At 52.2% G+C, this 16721-nt stretch carries 12 protein-coding genes; 3 read left to right on the plus strand and 9 right to left on the minus strand.

The annotated features are described in order from the left end of the window. Positions 1-96: 96 nt before the first annotated feature. The 3 genes from F1E05_RS12670 to F1E05_RS12680 are packed head-to-tail and all read left to right on the plus strand — an operon-like array spanning position 97 to position 7686. Positions 97-2253 carry a TonB-dependent receptor plug domain-containing protein gene (locus F1E05_RS12670; protein ID WP_150049001.1) on the plus strand — a complete coding sequence of 719 codons (2157 nt, stop codon included), beginning with the start codon at positions 97-99 and terminating at the stop codon, positions 2251-2253. 57 nt (positions 2254-2310) lie between these two features. Then, positions 2311-3258 carry an ABC transporter substrate-binding protein gene (locus tag F1E05_RS12675; RefSeq protein ID WP_150049003.1) on the plus strand — a complete coding sequence of 316 codons (948 nt, stop codon included), beginning with the start codon at positions 2311-2313 and terminating at the stop codon, positions 3256-3258. 6 nt (positions 3259-3264) lie between these two features. Continuing rightward, on the plus strand, positions 3265-7686 hold the full coding sequence (locus tag F1E05_RS12680; protein WP_150049005.1) for an EAL domain-containing protein: 4422 nt from the start codon (positions 3265-3267) through the stop codon (positions 7684-7686). 21 nt (positions 7687-7707) lie between these two features. On the opposite strand, the gene F1E05_RS12685 is transcribed toward F1E05_RS12680, so the two are convergent. The 9 genes from F1E05_RS12685 to F1E05_RS12725 all read right to left on the minus strand — a co-directional run bounded on the left by F1E05_RS12685 (position 7708) and on the right by F1E05_RS12725 (position 16705). After that, complete coding sequence (locus F1E05_RS12685) at positions 7708-9531, minus strand: ABC transporter ATP-binding protein (RefSeq protein ID WP_150049007.1); 1824 nt, start codon at positions 9529-9531, stop codon at positions 7708-7710. A gap of 539 nt (positions 9532-10070) precedes the next feature. Beyond that, positions 10071-10898, minus strand: coding sequence for an NAD-dependent epimerase/dehydratase family protein (locus F1E05_RS12690; protein WP_150049009.1), 828 nt, complete (start codon positions 10896-10898; stop codon positions 10071-10073). Positions 10899-10918: 20 nt separating this feature from the next. Then, positions 10919-11788 (minus strand): sulfite exporter TauE/SafE family protein, encoded by an 870-nt coding sequence (locus F1E05_RS12695; protein ID WP_232056647.1) that lies wholly within the window; start codon positions 11786-11788, stop codon positions 10919-10921. Then, positions 11789-14236 (minus strand): heavy metal translocating P-type ATPase, encoded by a 2448-nt coding sequence (locus F1E05_RS12700; RefSeq protein ID WP_150049011.1) that lies wholly within the window; start codon positions 14234-14236, stop codon positions 11789-11791. A gap of 68 nt (positions 14237-14304) precedes the next feature. Continuing rightward, the gene (locus F1E05_RS12705; RefSeq protein ID WP_150049013.1) at positions 14305-14919 is read right to left on the minus strand and encodes a hypothetical protein; all 615 of its coding nucleotides are present in this window, start codon (positions 14917-14919) and stop codon (positions 14305-14307) included. 98 nt (positions 14920-15017) lie between these two features. Next, positions 15018-15266 carry a hypothetical protein gene (locus tag F1E05_RS12710; RefSeq protein ID WP_232056648.1) on the minus strand — a complete coding sequence of 83 codons (249 nt, stop codon included), beginning with the start codon at positions 15264-15266 and terminating at the stop codon, positions 15018-15020. A 45-nt stretch (positions 15267-15311) separates the two neighbouring features. Further along, positions 15312-15560, minus strand: a complete 249-nt coding sequence (locus tag F1E05_RS12715; RefSeq protein ID WP_332095485.1) for a metal-binding protein — start codon at positions 15558-15560, stop codon at positions 15312-15314. An 87-nt stretch (positions 15561-15647) separates the two neighbouring features. Further along, a complete protein-coding gene (locus F1E05_RS12720) occupies positions 15648-15884 on the minus strand; it encodes a hypothetical protein (RefSeq protein ID WP_150049016.1) in 237 nt (78 codons plus the stop codon). A 554-nt stretch (positions 15885-16438) separates the two neighbouring features. After that, entirely contained in the window at positions 16439-16705 is a 267-nt protein-coding gene (locus F1E05_RS12725) for a YgaP family membrane protein (protein ID WP_150049018.1), read from the minus strand. Between the last annotated feature and the right edge of the window lie 16 nt (positions 16706-16721).

The following is a 16721-nucleotide window of genomic DNA, read 5'->3' on the forward strand; positions in this document are numbered from 1 at the left end:
ATCCAACCGACGCCGGCTTGGCATAGCCTCCCGCCAAACCCCCGTCAGGTTGGAACTCCCGCCTGCTTGGCAACATTCCACAATCAGGACGCATATATGTCTAACCGTTTGATGTTATTAAATATTTGCGCCTGGTTGAGCTCTGCGGTTTGGGCGCAACCGGTGCTACTCGAAGAGGAAGAAAAAGCCTTATCGCAAATCTATGGCGATGAAGAAATGGTCAGTATCGCCAGCGGCTACAAACAACCCATCTCCAAAGCGCCTTCGATTGCCACGGTCATTACCGCCGAGGACATCAAACGCATAGGCGCAACCGACATCGACGAAGTCCTGGAAACCGTACCCGGCTTGCACGTGGAACGAAATACGATAGGTTATAACCCCATCTATACCTTTCGCGGCATTTATTCGGCGTTCAACCCGCAAGTGCTGATGATGATAAACGGCATACCGATTACCAATAGTTATACCGGCAGCCGTAGCGAAGTTTGGGGAGGCATGCCGATACGCGATATTGCTCGCATCGAAGTGGTCAGGGGACCGGGTTCCGCAGTGTACGGGGCTGATGCCTTCGCCGGCGTTATCAACGTCATCACCAAAACCCGGCAAGACATAGAAGGCAACGAAGTCGGCGGCCGCGTGGGTAGCTTCGATACTTACGACGGCTGGGCTCTACACGGCGGCGAATGGGGAGGCTTCGACGTCGCGCTGGCATTCGAATACCACAAAACTCAAGGCCAAAATTCCATCATCGACGCCGACCAGCAAACCCAATTCGATCAAATTTTCGGCACCCACGCATCGCTGGCTCCCGGACCCGTCAACTTGTCCCGCGACAATATCGACGCGAGAATAGACATTTCCCGCGGAAATTGGCAATTTCGCGGAGGCTTGCAACATCGCAGCAACTGGGGCAGCGGCAGCGGCATCGCTCAAGCCTTGGACTCCATCAACCGCTATGCCAGCGACCGTTGGAACGCCGATATCACCTATCATACCGACGAGTTGGCGGAAAATTGGGATTTGACCACGCAAGTCAGTTATTTCGAAACCAGTCAGGAAATAGAAAGGAATTTAACCCTTTTTCCGCCCGGAACCACCTTGCCTATCGGCTCGAATGGCCAAATAGACCCGACCGGCGTGCCCGTCACCTTTCCCAACGGTTATATCGGCAATCCGGAAGTCTGGGAGCGACATGTACGGATTAGTCAGATGTTCGCCTACAGCGGTTTTCAGCATCACCAACTGCGTAGCGGAATCGGCTTTAATTACGACAGTTTATTTAAGGCCAGAATTTCGCAAAATTTCGGCATAGATCCGAACACCGGCCAACCCATTCCTACTCTACCGGGCATTCCCATCATCGACGTTTCCAATACGGATTCTACCTTCATACCCACGGTAGATCGTAAAGTGGCTTATTTATTCGTGCAGGACCAATGGAATTTCGCCAACGATTGGACCTTGACGGCAGGCGCCCGTTACGACCGCTATTCGGATTTCGGCAACACGTTTAACCCCCGCGCGGCATTGGTGTGGGAGGCAAGCTACGATTTAACCGCTAAATTAATGTACGGTTCGGCATTTCGCGCGCCATCGTTCCAAGAAATGTATATCATTAACAATCCGGCGCAATTGGGAAATCCGGCGTTGAAACCGGAAACCCTGGATAATGTGGAACTGGGTTTCGACTACCGGCCTCAAGAAAACCTGCGCCTGGGATTAAATTTCTTCAATTATTGGTGGAAGGATATTATCCGCTTCGTTCCGGACAGCAACACAACCAGCGCAACCGCGCAAAATGCCGGAAACCTACAAGGTTACGGCACAGAATTCGAAGTGGAATGGCAGGCCAACGACACCCTCAAATTGATCGGTAACTATGCCTACCAGCACAGCCGCGATCAGGCACTGAATCACGATGCCGGTTACGCGCCGCATCACCAAATTTATTTAAGGATGAACTGGGAGTTTTTCCCCGACTGGATTTTTTCCCCACAAGCCAAGTGGGTGGTAGACCGCAAGCGCAGCTTCGGCGACAGCCGCGAACCTATTGCCGACTATACTTGGGTAGATTTGACCCTACGTAGACAGAATTTAGCAAAATATGTTGATATGGCGTTCTCAATTCGCAACCTTCTTGACGTCAGCGCCCGTGAACCCAGTCTGGCCGGCAACCCAACTGCCGCTATTCCAAACGACTTGCCTTTGGCTCCGCGTAGCTTTTACGGAGAAATCAACATCCATTTCTAAATTTGCCCGTGACCTGCCTTATCGCGTCAAAAAGGACTATAAAATTCAGGAGCGCCATTGACCATTCGCGCCGTACTTACGCTGCTGTTTTGGTGGTGTTTTCTGCCGATATGCAACCCAGCGCATGCAAAACCGCCTACCGTAGGCGTGATCTATCCGGAAGTTCGAGAACCTTACCGCACGGTATTCGAGGAAATCGCACGCGGCATGGAGCAAGAACTCGGCAGCGCGGTCATCCACTACCAACTCAGCGAGAGTCAAATCACCAACCCCGCCGTGCTGCAAGAACAACTGCGCGCAGATAGCATCGATGTAGCAGTCACTCTCGGCCGGGCCGGAGTTTATGTCGCAAAATCCCTGGATCCGGCACTGCCGATAGTGATAGGCGCCACCGTCATTCATCCCAACGAAGTCCCGTCCAACGCGACGGCAATTAGCTTGACGCCTGCGCCGGAAGCCATGTTCGCTTACCTGAAGCAACTGGTTCCGGAAATCAAAAAAATCACCGTCATCTACGACCCCAGACAATCCGCCTGGGAGGTCGATCATGCCGTGCAAGCCGCAAAAATTTTGGGGCTACAATTGAATGCCCAAGCTACCGGAAACTTAAAAGATTCGTCCGATTTGTACCGTCAGTTGCTGGATACGGCTCAAGACAGCACGGAAGCACTATGGTTGCCGCGCGAGAACGCAGCGATGGACGAACAATCCTTATTACCCGAAATACTGAAAGAAGCTTGGGAAAAAAATTTTGTGGTGTTTTCCAGCAACCTGGAGCATGTACGCAAAGGCGTGTTGTTTTCTCTATTCCCGGATAATTTCGGAATGGGCCGCAGCTTGGCGAATTTAGCGCTCCGAAAAATGCGCGGCGAACAGACCGGTTCGACCGTGCAGCTATTAAAAGATTTGCAAGTCGCGGTCAATTTACGGACAGCCGATCATTTAGGCCTGCGCATCTCCAACCAAACCCGGCGCGAATTCGCCCTGGTTTTTCCAACGCCTTAACCATCAATGAAACACTTGCCGAACCCCAAATCGAAACGGGCGACCTTCTTACAACAGCTGACCATTTCGTTCTCGACCGGCTTATTTATATTTGCCCTGCTCTCGGCATTTGCCATTTCGACCTTGAGCTACCAAATCGTCCGCGACAAATGGATAGCCCAAGGCCTGCAAACCACGGAAACCTTTGCCGCGCAAAGCACACTGGCGCTATTGTACGGCAGCCAAGAAAACGCGGAAGATCCTGCTCGGCGTTTCCTGGCTTTCCCGGACGTGCTGGGCGTCGCGGTATTCAACGACAAACACGAACCGTTGCTGGAGCGCGGCCAAACCACCGTGCCGTTGGGCCTAAGCAACAGCGGCTGGCCGGAAAAGCTGCAATTAAGCCAGGAAACCGAGCAGGCGTGGTACTTTAGCGCCCCGGTGTTCGCACGCATAGGCAGCGAAGCCGAACATTCCCCCTTCGAAGCACAGATTCCGACTTCGGAATTGATCGGCTACGTGCGTTTAACGTTAGGCAAGCAATCGCTTGCCGGCATGAAAAAGAAAATTTTATTGACCACCTTGGTGGTGTCCATCTGTGCCGCCGTGCTGTTTTTGTTGATATTGCCGGTTATCACCAAACGCCTGACGTCGCCCATCCAGCAACTTGCCAACAATATGGGCCGCGCATCGGCGGGCGAAAAAAGAGTTCGGGCTCGCCTGAGCGGCCCGAAAGACATCACCAACATGTGTGCCGCCTTCAATTCGATGATGGACGTGTTGGAAAGCCGCGAACGCGAACTGGAACAGGCAAGAGACAAAGCCCTGGAATCGGCACGCTTGAAAGGCGAATTTGCCGCCAATGTCAGCCACGAACTACGCACCCCGCTTAACGCGGTGCTGGGCATGTTGGAACTGCTGCAAGACATGGGGCTCACCCCACGACAACTGGAATATTCCACGATCGCGCGCAACGCCGGCGAATCCTTACTGAAACTGGTCGAGGACATTTTGGATTTTTCGCGAATCGAAAGCGGCGTGCTCAAGCGTCAACCTGTGGATTTCGTCATTTACGAAACCCTGGACGAGGTCGTCGAGTTGATGTCGGCACAAGCCCAGCGCAAAAATCTAAGGCTGCATTACTCCATTGCCGATGACGTTCCCCTGGTGGTCAACGGCGAGGCCTCGCGCATTCGGCAGATTTTGATCAATTTGGTTGGCAACGCATTGAAATTTACCAAACAAGGTTCGATTACCATCGGCGTGCGTTGCGAGCCGACCGACGATCAATCCCTGTTGGTCCGCTTTAGCGTTACCGACACCGGCATCGGCGTACCGGCCGCCGCGCAAAAAAACATATTCGACGCCTTCGTGCAAGCGGACGGCTCCACGACGCGCGCTCACGAAGGCGCCGGTCTGGGCCTGGCCATTTGCCGGCAATTGGCCAACCTGATGGGCGGCAACATCGGGGTAGACAGTCAATTAGGCCAAGGCAGCACCTTCTGGTTCACCGTGCCGCTCGACCCGCCCAAGGGAATAGAGGTTTTATCGGAAGCCCGACAAGCTTATTTTGCCAACCTAAGAATCTTAGTCGTTACCGACAACGACAAAATGCGCCAATTTTTAGCGCAAAGCCTGGACCATTGGCAGATTCTGCACCGCCACAGCGGCAGCGGCATCCGCGCCATCGATGCGTTAAAATCGGCCTGCCGGCAGGACGAGGCCTATCATTTTGCGATCGTTGATTTAAAGGATGCCGGCGACAACAGCTGGCTGGACATCATTCCGCTAGACCCCAGTTTGGCGGCGTTGAAAATCATCATCTTGACCGAACAAGATCGAATTTCCACCAAACGTTTACCCAATGTGGCCGCCACGTTCCCGAAACCCATACAAATATCCAGGCTGTACGATCTGATTTTGACCGTGGGACAAAGCCTGAGTACAGCCTTACACTCTCATCCGACGCTGGAAAATTCCGAAAGCGACGGCTTAGGCGGCCGGGTGCTGATCGTGGAAGACAACAGAGCCAGCCAGATTGTCGCTTCCGGAATGTTGGAGCGCCTGGGCTGCGAATACGAGATAGCCAACTCGGGAACGGAAGCCTTGGAATGGCTGGCCAGCAAACCCTTCGACGTCGTGTTGATGGACTGCCACATGCCGGGCATGGACGGCTTCGAAGCCACCCGCCATATCCGCTTATTGGCCAGCCCGATTGCTCGTATACCTATCATCTCCATGACCGCCAATACCCAACAAGGCGATAGCGATTTATGCAAAGCCGCCGGAATGGACGATTATTTGGCCAAACCCATTAAATTACAGCCGCTAAAGCAGAAATTATTGGAATGGCTACCCAAGCGCAATGCCACCACACTTGCGCCGCCGGCCACAACCTACAATTTCGACATTCACGCCTTGCACCAGTTGCGAGAAGAAATCGGCCAAAATTTCAATCGTTTGGTAGAGGTTTACCTCGAAGACGTACCGCTGCAAATCGAACAACTGAGTGCTGCACTGGCAGCCTCCGACCCGGTGCAAGTACGCCAATTGGCGCACAATCTGAAAGGCGCAAGCCGTAATTTAGGCGCGATTCAACTCGCCGCGATTGCCCGGGAATTGGAAGAAGCCGGCGAGGCCTCCAATCTGGCCCAAGGCGAAGCGTTGCTGAGAAAAATTCGCCAGCAATTCACCTTTGTCGAACAAGTATTGTCGGAAGAAATTGCCGGCGAATCGGTGTACGAATCCATCCATGTGTGTCACGGGCCGAGAATTCTGGTTGCGGACGACGACCGCACCATGCGCTTCGCGTTGCAAGACGTGCTGGAAAAAGACGGCTATTCGGTGGAACTGGCGGGTACCGGTCATCAAGCGGTGAATAGCTGTAAAAAAGAAATGCCGGATTTAATTCTAATGGACGCGGTGATGCCGGAAATGGACGGTTTCGAAGCCTGCAAAATTATCCGCGCCTTGCCCGACGGCTTAGAAGTACCGATTTTGATGATCACCGCGTTGGAAAACGAACGCTCGGTGGAATTAGCCTTCTCGATGGGGGCTAACGATTACATACCCAAGCCGATTCACTTTACCGTGATGCGCAAGCGTATTTCCCACCTGTTGGAAGCCAGACGCAGTCAAAACACCTTGAACCGCTTGGCCTATCACGACACGCTCACCAACCTGGCCAATCGCACCCAATTCATGGACCGCTTGAACTCGGTCATCAAAACGACCGGCAGTCAGGAGCACATGCACGCCGTGCTGTTTCTGGATCTCGACAGGTTTAAGCTAACCAACGATACCATGGGGCACGACGTTGGCGATCAGCTACTGCAAGCTACTGCGGAACGAATTCAAAGTTGCGTGCGCAAGGGAGACATGGTTTCGCGTTTCGGCGGCGACGAATTCATCCTGCTGTTGGAACGCATCGGCCACTCCCAAGTCGCTGCGCAGGTTGCGGATAAAATCTGCAATACCATCGCCAAACCGTTCGTAATGATAGACCAGGAGTTTTACATCAGCGCCAGCATCGGGATTTCCTTATACCCGGCGGACGGCGAAGATAGCGGGCTGTTAATCAAGCATGCGGATACCGCCATGTACCGCGCCAAAGAACAAGGCAATACCTTTTGTTTTTACGAAGAAAGCATGGAGTTTGCCGTTTCCAAAAAACTACGCCTGGAAAGCGATTTGCGCCGTGCCTTGCAGCGCAACGAATTTTCGCTGCATTACCAGCCGCAAATCGCTCTCGACAACGGAAAAATTATCGGCGCCGAAGCCTTGATTCGCTGGCACCATCCCGAACGCGGCATGATCTCGCCGGACGAATTCATCCCGGTCGCCGAAGAAATAGGCTTGATCGACACGATAGGCGCCTGGGTGTTGCGGGAAGCTTGCCGGCAAAACCTGGTGTGGCAACACGGGGGCTATCCGGCCTTGACCATAGCCGTCAACGTTTCGGCCAAACAATTGGACCAAGAACATTTTGCCGAAAAGGTATTCGCCATCGTCTCGGACATCGGCTTGGAACCGGAATACGTCGAATTGGAATTAACCGAAAGCCTGTTCATTAGGAATCCCGAAGGTAAACAAGACGTGCTGCGCAAATTACGGGCGTTCGGCTTGCAAATATCCATAGACGACTTCGGCACCGGTTATTCCAGCTTGAACCAATTAAAAAGGTTTGCCTTCGACAAGCTGAAAATAGACCGCTCTTTCGTCGCCAATATCACCAACGATTCGGATGCTGCCGCTATCGTTTTGGCTATCATTTCCATAGCCAAAATCCTCAAATTCAAAGTCATTGCCGAAGGCGTAGAAACCGAAGAGCAAGCCGGCTATTTGACGCAACACGATTGCGACGAAGCGCAGGGCTATTTGTTCGGAAAGCCGATACCGGCCGACCAATTTACCGAGTTGTTATTGCGGGGAAACGCCGCACAAGGATAATCAATTCAGCCGGTAAGCAACTCAGGTTTGCTCTGCCGGCATTTCCGGCAAGAAACCGCCGGCTTGCATAGTCCACAAGCGAAAATAATACCCGCGTTTAGCCAATAACTGCTCGTGACTGCCATCTTCGACGATTTGGCCTTGGTCGAATACCAAAATCCGGTCCAGATGCGCGATGGTCGACAACCGGTGCGCAATCGCGATCACCGTTTTACGCCCCATGGCGCGGTCCAGATTATCCTGTATGGCTTTCTCGGTTACCGAATCCAGGCTGGAGGTCGCTTCGTCCAAAATTAAAATCGGCGCGTCCTTCAACATAACCCGGGCGATTGCAATCCGCTGGCGCTGGCCGCCCGACAATTTGACGCCTCTTTCTCCAACCAGCGCCTGATAACCATCGGGCATCGCCGCAATAAATTCCTGGGCGTTAGCCAAACGGCTTGCCCGTTCGATCTCGTCGTCCTCGGCATCCAAGCGTCCGTAAGCGATATTCTCGCGCAAGCTTCTGTGAAATAAGCTGGGATCTTGCGGAATCAGGCTCACTTGCCCGTGTAGCGACGCTTGCGTGGCTTTGCCTATGTCCTGACCGTCTATCAGAATTTGCCCGCTTTGCGGCTCGTAGTTACGCAAAATCAAATTCACGAACGTCGATTTCCCGGAACCGGAAAATCCGACCAAACCCACGCGCTGACCGGCCTCCACACAAACATTCAATCGATTGAACACCGGCCTATCGGGCTGATAAGCGAAACTGACATCGCGAAACTCGATGCGGCCTTGCTTGATCTGCAAAGGCCTGGCGTCGGGAACGTCTACGATTTCGTGAGATTTGACGATGGTATCGACGCCGTTAGCCACGTTACCGATATATTCGAAAAACTCCAAAAATCGCCGCGTCAGGTTGCGGGCGTCGCCGATGATCAACAGCGCCAAGCTGGCGCACATGGCGAAATCGCCGGTGCCGATTTGCCCGCGTTGCCAAAGCCATAATGCATAAGCGGTCGCACCGATTTTCAGCACGGCAGCGGCGGTGAATTGAAACCAACGTACCCGTTCCATGTACCAGAACGTGCGCCGCCCTTGTTTCACTTCGGTTTCCAGATAGCCGTTCAGGTATTCGCGCTCGTAGTCCAAGCGGGCGAACAATTTGGCGTTCAACATATTGGTTACCGCATCGACTATCTTGCCGTTCACCAAACTACGGGTCGCGGCATAATTTTGCGCATAAGGCTGGCAGCGAGTCGCCAGCCAATAGGACAGCAACACATATAACAACACCCATCCCGCCACGAACCAGCCCAATTCGCTGTGGGCTTGAAACAACAACACGATAGAAACCGCAAAGGTTACCGCGATCGGCCAAAAATCGCACAACACCGACCAGGTGGTGTGATTGACGCTCATGGCGGTTTCGCTAATCCTATGCGCCAAGCTCCCGGCAAAGTGATCGGCAAAATAGCGTGGGGAATGCTGCTGCAGATAGGCGTATAGCAACTGGTTAGTCCGTTGCCGCAAGCGCGGCCCTATGACTATCAACAACGCACCGCTGGCTCGACTGAACAGAATTTCCGCAATGTTCAGAGCGACCAGCAATAACAGCGGTTTTTCGAATGCCTGCCAAGACAAGTTGCTTACGCTGTGTTCTGATACGGCGTCCATCAGCGCTTTTATCGCATAGGGCACCAAAATGCTACCGGCGGCCTGGCCCGCCTCCAATACCATCATGGCTAGCACCAGCCACTTAAACCGCTTTAAGCAATATAAAACGAAACGAAAAGTACCGGTCGGCAGGTCTGGGGCGTCGGCGGAACGTTGAAAGCGGCTTTTGCTGGATTCTGAAGACATACGGAGTAACAATTCGGAGGTGGCTATGAGATCGCGGCATTACTTTTCAACAACATTGAGTTAGATATCCGCTTTTATCCCCATATTCTGTGTATAAAATTGTAGACAACATGTAAAATAACACAGTTTGTTATTAAATATCATATAATTACACAATTGTTCAAACTTGCGCCAACTTCTAAATCTATTGCCGCGTCCACGAATTTTCTGCGTAGCGGAGCTGTAATTTGACGATATACAAGAGATTGCGACTTATCCCCATTTTCTGTGGATAACACTGTAGAAAAACTGAAACAAATGCAAAAAGTCATATATTTATCAATTACTTGCTACAAATTGATCACTTTTTATACAACTTAACGCCGGTAACAAGCAAGCCACGGCAACGCGTTTTTATCCATATAACCGAAAATATTCCCGCACATATCCACAATAACTGTGGATAAACATGTAGACAATCTGCTCGCTAGGATGAGTTATTATTTAAAATCAATATGCTATATAAACTGACACAAATTGAACAAACCTTGCAGGCGCGCTTAACGGTACCCGTCTTTATAACTCGGGTAGAGAAATCGATAACCCAACTCGCGTAACCGCCGATTCGAACAACGCTTGTTTTGCGCGGAACCTACCGCTAATTCCAGAGCTTGAGGCCGCGGGTAACCGTTGAGGTCCGCTATCCAACAGAGCACGTCCCAAATCGGGGCCGGCTCATCGTCGCTAGCTAAATAGCATGACTGCAGCAAATCGCCCGCCAGCAATTTTTCGCTTAAAAACAGCAACACCCCGACACAATCGTCGCGATGAATTCTATTGCTGAAGTAAGCCGGTTGATATTGCACCGCGTCCGCGCCAGCCGCTCGATGCGCTAAACGATTCCTCCCCGGCCCGTAAATCCCGGAAAATCTGACCACGCAGTGTTTATCGCTATCCTGATACAACAAATTCTCGGCGGCAAGCAAGCAACGCCCCGTCGCGGAAGCGGGCTGGGCGGGACTTTTTTCGTCGACCCATTCCCCGTGGTTTTGCCCGTAAACGCTGGTGGAAGAAACGAACAACCACTTGGGCTTGCGGTCGAAGCGGGCAAAATGCTGCAACACATTGTCGACAGCGGCGTAGTACAAAGCGCGATACGTCTCGTCGTCTCGCTGATCGGGCGCCACTACGTAAATCACCAGCCGAAAGTCGGTCGGTAGACGTTGGATGGATGCCGGACGGCAAATGTCGGCTAACAGCACGGAAAAATCGACGGGGACCTTAAGAGGGCTGCGTTTTACCGCCGTGACCCGGTAGCCGCGAGCGGCTAACGCATTTGCCAGCGCAAGGCCGATGTCGCCGCAACCGATGAGTAAGATATTCGTCAAAACGGCTCAGTTAACGCTCATCACATCGCCTGCAACGTTGCGATCATACCGGCGATGTAATCCATGATTTGAGCCAGAAAGGCATCTAAAGCGTCCAACTGCCCTTTGACCCAATTCAGAAACGTACTGTGGCGAAAGTCTTGGTCGGAAAAAAAAGCCATGCCTTTATGCAAGGTATTCAATCCCATGAACATCATGATCAGCGCCGCGAACTTCAGCATGAGCCCGCGCAATTTGGCGCTAATCTTGCCGAAGGCGATACTGATAAACAGCATCATCGGCAAGGTACCGGCACCAAAGGTCAACATCAGCGCTCCCCCTTCCCACAAACTGGTAGCGCTGGTGGCTTTCACGGCCATCGCAAACGTCAACGGGCAAGGCATCAGGCCGTTTAGCAAACCGGCAATCCCGGCACCTGCGATCGGCCCTTTTTGACTGGCCGAAACATAGCCTTTGCGCCACAACTGCATGGGTATCAAACGTATCGAGCCTTGAAACGGAATCCAGCCGAGTATGCCCATCGCCAACAAGATCACTATCGCGCCTATAAGCATTTGCAGAATGCTTTGCAACTTGCCGAACAAACCGCTGGACACCAACACCACCCCCAAGGTGGCGGCTAACACGCCCACCGCGGTATACACGCTGATCCGGCTGACTTGATAAGCCAGATAAGGCAGATAACTTCTGTTGGCGCCCGACTTCATGAAATAACCGGAAACCAGCGCGCCGCACATGCCTAAACAATGCCCGCTGCCCAAAAAGCCGGCGATAAACGCCAAAGAATAATCGAACCCGGTAGCCGCGGCCAATTCCGTCATGCCGTGCATGGCATGGTTCATATGATCGCCGTGCATGGAGTGATCCATACCCGCCATAGAGTTTTCCATTTACTTACTCAACCGCAAAGAATTAACGATAACCGAAACCGAACTCGCCGCCATCGCGGCGGAAGCGATCATGGGATTCAATTTACCTAAGGCCGCAACCGGAATGGCGATGGTGTTGTAGCCAAAAGCCCAAAACAGGTTTTGCTTGATGACTCGAATCGTAAAGGCACTCAATTCTATGGTATCGGTCACCCGGGAAATGTCGCCGTGCACCAAAGTCAAATCGGCCGACTCTATGGCCACGTCGGTACCGCTACCTATCGCAAAACCGACGTTTGCCGCGGCCAAGGCCGGTGCGTCGTTGATGCCGTCGCCTATCATGCCGACATGTTTGCCTTGCATTTGCAGTTGCTGAATGATTTGCAGTTTTTCTTCCGGCTTGGCATTGGCCACGACATCGGTAATACCTACTTTATCGGCAATGTAATACGCGGTTTTTTCGGTGTCGCCGGTCACCATCAAAGTTTGTATACCTCTATCGTGCAAACGTTTGATAGCGGCAGCCGCTTCGCTACGCGCATCGTCCGCAATGGCAAAAATGGCCGCCGCTTCACCGTTCACCGCCATGAAAACCGGGGTTTTGCCCTGACCGGCATAACATTCGGCCTGCTCCTCCAGTACGGCAAGCTCGACCTGTTGGCCGAGCATCCATTGCCGATTGCCTAACAGTAGCTTGTAGCCATCCACTTCCGCTCTTATCCCCCGGCCGGTTTCGCTGTAAAAATAATTGCAGGTTTGCAACTCGACATTACCCTGCCGAGCGAATTCGACGATAGCCTTGCCGAGAAAATGCTCCGATCCGTATTCCGCCGAAGCGGCCAATTCGACGATTTTATAATCCGCAAACGCCGAAACGTTGTACACCGCGCTGACCTTGGGCCTGCCTTCGGTAATGGTTCCGGTCTTATCGAAGACGATGGCATTCAGCTTGCTTGCAATTTCCAGACTCTCGCCGTTGCGGATATACACGCCTTTTTTCGCGGCTTGTCCGGTGCCGACCATGATCGCCGCCGGCGTCGCCAGACCCAAAGCACACGGGCAGGCAATCAATAACACCGTGATCGCATTGCCGAATGCTACCGCAAACGGCGCACCGCTAAGCAACCAACCGGTCAAAGTCGCCCCGGCAATCCCCATCACCGCCGGCACGAACACCGCCGAAATTTTGTCGACTTGTTTTTGAATCGGCAGCTTAGCCGCTTGCGCCTGATCCACCATGTGAACAATGCCGGCCAGCACGGTATCCATCCCCACCGCAGTCGCTTCCACCTGCAATACCCCGTTACCGTTCACGCAACCGCCGATTACGGTATCGCCGACGTTTTTCACAACGGGCATGCTTTCGCCGGTCACCATCGCTTCGTCCACCGTGGACAACCCGAATACCACCGCACCGTCGGTCGGGATCCGCTCGCCGGGACGCACCAACATCAAATCGCCTACCGCAATATCATCGACATCGACGACGATTTCCTTGCCTTCCCTCAGCAACGTAGCGGTTTGCGGCTGCAAGTCCACCAATCGGCGAATCGCTTCTCCGGCCTTGCCCTTGGCCCTTTCCTCCAAAAATCGACCCAACAATACGAAGGTGATAATCGCCGAAGCCGCTTCGAAGTAAATATGGCCTTGCCGGCGAAACAAGGCGGGCAGACTGTATCCGTAGGCCGCCCCCACGCCTAAGGCAATCAAGGTATCCATGTTCGCGGCGTGCTGTTTGAACAGACGATATGCTTTGCCGAAAAACTGCGCGCCTGCACCGAATACAACCGGGGTGGTCAAGGCGAATTGCAGCCAGCGCATCCAGGTCGATATCCGCATGGACATGGCAATACCGACCACCGGCAGCGTCATCAGCCCTGCGGATGCAAATCGACGCCGGGCTACGTCAATTCGCTGCCGCTCCTTTTCGATTAACCTCTTGCGCTGCGACAAGGTATCCACGAAAACGGCGCTGTACCCCAATTTCTCGATGTGCTCCACGACGTCGGACTTACTGAGGTTACCTTGTACGCTAACCGATTGAGTCGCGAAATTAACGCTGGCATTTTTTACCCGCTCATCCCGGTTCAACACCATTTCTATCAATAGCGCACAGGAGGCGCAACTCATGCCTTCTACCGCCAAATCGATGTCCTGCACCGGCCCGTCGAAAGTCTTTCGCTTGTTTTTCCTGGCTACCGCTTGCTTTTTAGCGATGTTTCCCAACACCGCATCCAACATGATCAACAAATTTTTGACCGGCAAGCGGCCTGAATCGAATTGAATCACTACCGAGCCGATGCCGAACACCGAACGCACGCCGCTAATCTCGGGGCGTTTTTTCAGCAAAATCTCGAAGATGTATCCGCGCTCCGGATCGTTTTTCAAAACCGGCGTGACAATGCGCAATCGGTTGCGCAGTTGATGCATAACGCGAAAATGTTTGAAATCGGTCTGAGCGGATTCCATGAACGTCCTCTAAACGAAAACCTGCGTGCTGTCGCCGCTATAGCAGCGGCGAATCGAAAGATGATGGGTTATTTGGGCCTACGCGAACGAACTAACAAGAAGAACATGTAGAAAGTCGCTAACCATTCGTAACGGTGGGCGATAGGTTTGACCAGCCATTGTTGGGTGATGCGGTTCCAGTGAACTTTGATCAGGTACAACACCAAAATGTCGTTCAAAAAATCGATGACCGCTTTTTCCGGGTCTTTAAATAAGGCTTTAGGCCCCCGGGTACCGATTTTACCAAGCACTCTGGCGGCTTGCGCCGTTTCTTGCGCGGCTACGATTTTAGCGTGCAACCAGCGGTTGACCCGGCTGTTTTTAAGTTTGGATTTCAGGTTGAAGCGGGATTTATTTTGCAATTGAACGACTGCACGCGGATCAAACCAACCCTGCTGCTCCAGATCGGTCAATGCGGCGGAGAGTTGCCGTGCCAACTGAATGAAATTACAACGCTTTTCATCGTAACGAATAACCAGCTTCGCGGAACGGCGAAACAGTTTAACTTGATAAACACCGTCGAAACCGCATAGCTTATCGGTAATAAGCTGAACAACATTGGCTTGAGTGGCGCGCGCAGGAACTTGGAAACGAACATGCCCGCTCCCTCGGTAGCGCAGTACGAATTCTTTTTGGATTGCCATATTCCCTACACCGGAAATGCAAGACGGGCGAACCTGATTTCAGATACGCCCGTCCGGTAGAACTACATTGCGAATCAATACGATCGAATCGAACTTAATCAGTCTTCCTTGGCTTCGGCAACGATGTCTTCCAGATTTTCTTTTTGGTGTAGGACGAAATCCTTACCGGCGTCTATGGTCTTGCTGGCTTTGGCAATGATTTCTTTACGATATTTATAGACCAAGCAACCGGCTATCACGCCCAAGCCGAAGACTAACGCCGGGTGTTTCGCGGCTTTGCCCATCAGTTTGCTGCCGGTAGATACCGTGGCCGTTGCCAAGGTGCCGGCCATGACTTGTTTACCCATAGATATGTTTTTGGAATCGTGATTGTGTGCCATATAGACCTATACTCAGGAGTTGTTGTCAGGAGAGTTTTCGCTACCCGCTTGTTCTTGAATAATTTGTTCCTCGTGCAGCATCAGATAAATGCCTTTGCAGCCTTCGCAACAAAAGCATTTTTCTCCTTCGACGGTTTTTAATTCAAACCCATCGACTTCCACATTCAACCCGCACAAGTCGCACTGCTTTTTGCTATCACTCATCGCCAAATTATTCGAAATACTTACAGTAGCCGGAAAACCAGAGCGTTCCAGCCGCATTATAGCCTTCCTGAATAACAACACAACCGAGCGGACCATTTAGGCCCCCATTCGGACGGTTTCGAAATTCACGTAGCCTCGACTCTATTATCGCAATAGCTTTTGTTCCAAATTACCGGCCGTGGATTTGGCCACCGCCCTGCTGGACGCTTTCATCAACGCTATGCGTAAGGCACCGGTCAAGCTAGCGCTCAAGCCCAGACGCATGGCGATTGCCGGGACTAAAATCATCGATGTCAATGCCAGCCCCGCACCGAGTAATAAAGCGCCGGTACCCATGGAATCGGCAGCGGCTAAGTTCGAAGCGACCAGTTCTTGCGTCATATGTTAATCCTCTAGTGTGACAAGACTACTAGGGATTACAGCAGTAAAAATGCCAGATGTTAATTAACTGTTTTACAAATGGAAACAAAATAACACACAAGACTAACGCGACAAAAATGAGTGATATGGCTCAATTAAAATCAGTTAAATAACATAGTTTAAATACATATACCCCCTTCTCAGCACTTCGTAATTCGGCAACGCCGCATCTGTCGGAAAGCGCAGTGAATACGGCCTCGCAGGCTTAGTGACAGCCTGCTACCGTCAAAAACTCTGCCAAATACCCCACCACTGCCGAAATTTAAATGCGGAAAGCCCTACTTCTTACATCCCCGAAATTAATCGGTTATTTGAGTGTAAAGCGGCGTAAATATTCAGCGGGTGCTCCAGCCTATCTCGGAGCAGCGATAACCTGAAACGAATGAAGAGGTAGGAACCGGCAAAGAAAGACAGGCTGCTAGACTTGTTGACAACGTCCCGCCAAGCGGGGGGACGCTAATTCGAAGCGGCCCCTGCCGCAACGGGCTTGCAGCAGGGACAAGGGTAATATGCGATTAATGCGTATCGCTACTGTCTTCGGCTGCCGATTCGGCAGCGCTTGTACCCTCGGGATCAAGGGTATTTTTAGCGAATCCGGAATAAACCGGACACCATCCGAAAAAGCTGGTAGCAATCAGCGCGCACCCCACTATTAACAGTAAGACTTTAGCGGTAAACAAGGACACGGCAAACAGCACGATACCGGCTGCCATGCGAATTTTTTTGTCTTTGCCGCCAATGTTGTACTCGAATTTGGTCAAGCGTTTATAATCAAAATTCATTTTCGACCCTCTCTGT

The organism is Methylomonas rhizoryzae, assembly GCF_008632455.1.
GTDB lineage: Bacteria > Pseudomonadota > Gammaproteobacteria > Methylococcales > Methylomonadaceae > Methylomonas > Methylomonas rhizoryzae.

Excerpts from the sequence above, each read along its gene's own strand:
- F1E05_RS12670 (WP_150049001.1), top strand. The coding sequence starts at position 97 with ATGTCTAACCGTTTGATGTTATTAAATATTTGCGCCTGGTTGAGCTCT.
- F1E05_RS12680 (WP_150049005.1), top strand. The coding sequence starts at position 3,265 with ATGAAACACTTGCCGAACCCCAAATCGAAACGGGCGACCTTCTTACAA.
- F1E05_RS12685 (WP_150049007.1), bottom strand. The coding sequence starts at position 9,531 with ATGTCTTCAGAATCCAGCAAAAGCCGCTTTCAACGTTCCGCCGACGCC.
- F1E05_RS12695 (WP_232056647.1), bottom strand. The coding sequence starts at position 11,788 with ATGGAAAACTCTATGGCGGGTATGGATCACTCCATGCACGGCGATCAT.
- F1E05_RS12700 (WP_150049011.1), bottom strand. The coding sequence starts at position 14,236 with ATGGAATCCGCTCAGACCGATTTCAAACATTTTCGCGTTATGCATCAA.
- F1E05_RS12705 (WP_150049013.1), bottom strand. The coding sequence starts at position 14,919 with ATGGCAATCCAAAAAGAATTCGTACTGCGCTACCGAGGGAGCGGGCAT.
- F1E05_RS12710 (WP_232056648.1), bottom strand. The coding sequence starts at position 15,266 with ATGGGTAAACAAGTCATGGCCGGCACCTTGGCAACGGCCACGGTATCT.
- F1E05_RS12715 (WP_332095485.1), bottom strand. The coding sequence starts at position 15,560 with ATGCGGCTGGAACGCTCTGGTTTTCCGGCTACTGTAAGTATTTCGAAT.
- F1E05_RS12720 (WP_150049016.1), bottom strand. The coding sequence starts at position 15,884 with ATGACGCAAGAACTGGTCGCTTCGAACTTAGCCGCTGCCGATTCCATG.
- F1E05_RS12725 (WP_150049018.1), bottom strand. The coding sequence starts at position 16,705 with ATGAATTTTGATTATAAACGCTTGACCAAATTCGAGTACAACATTGGC.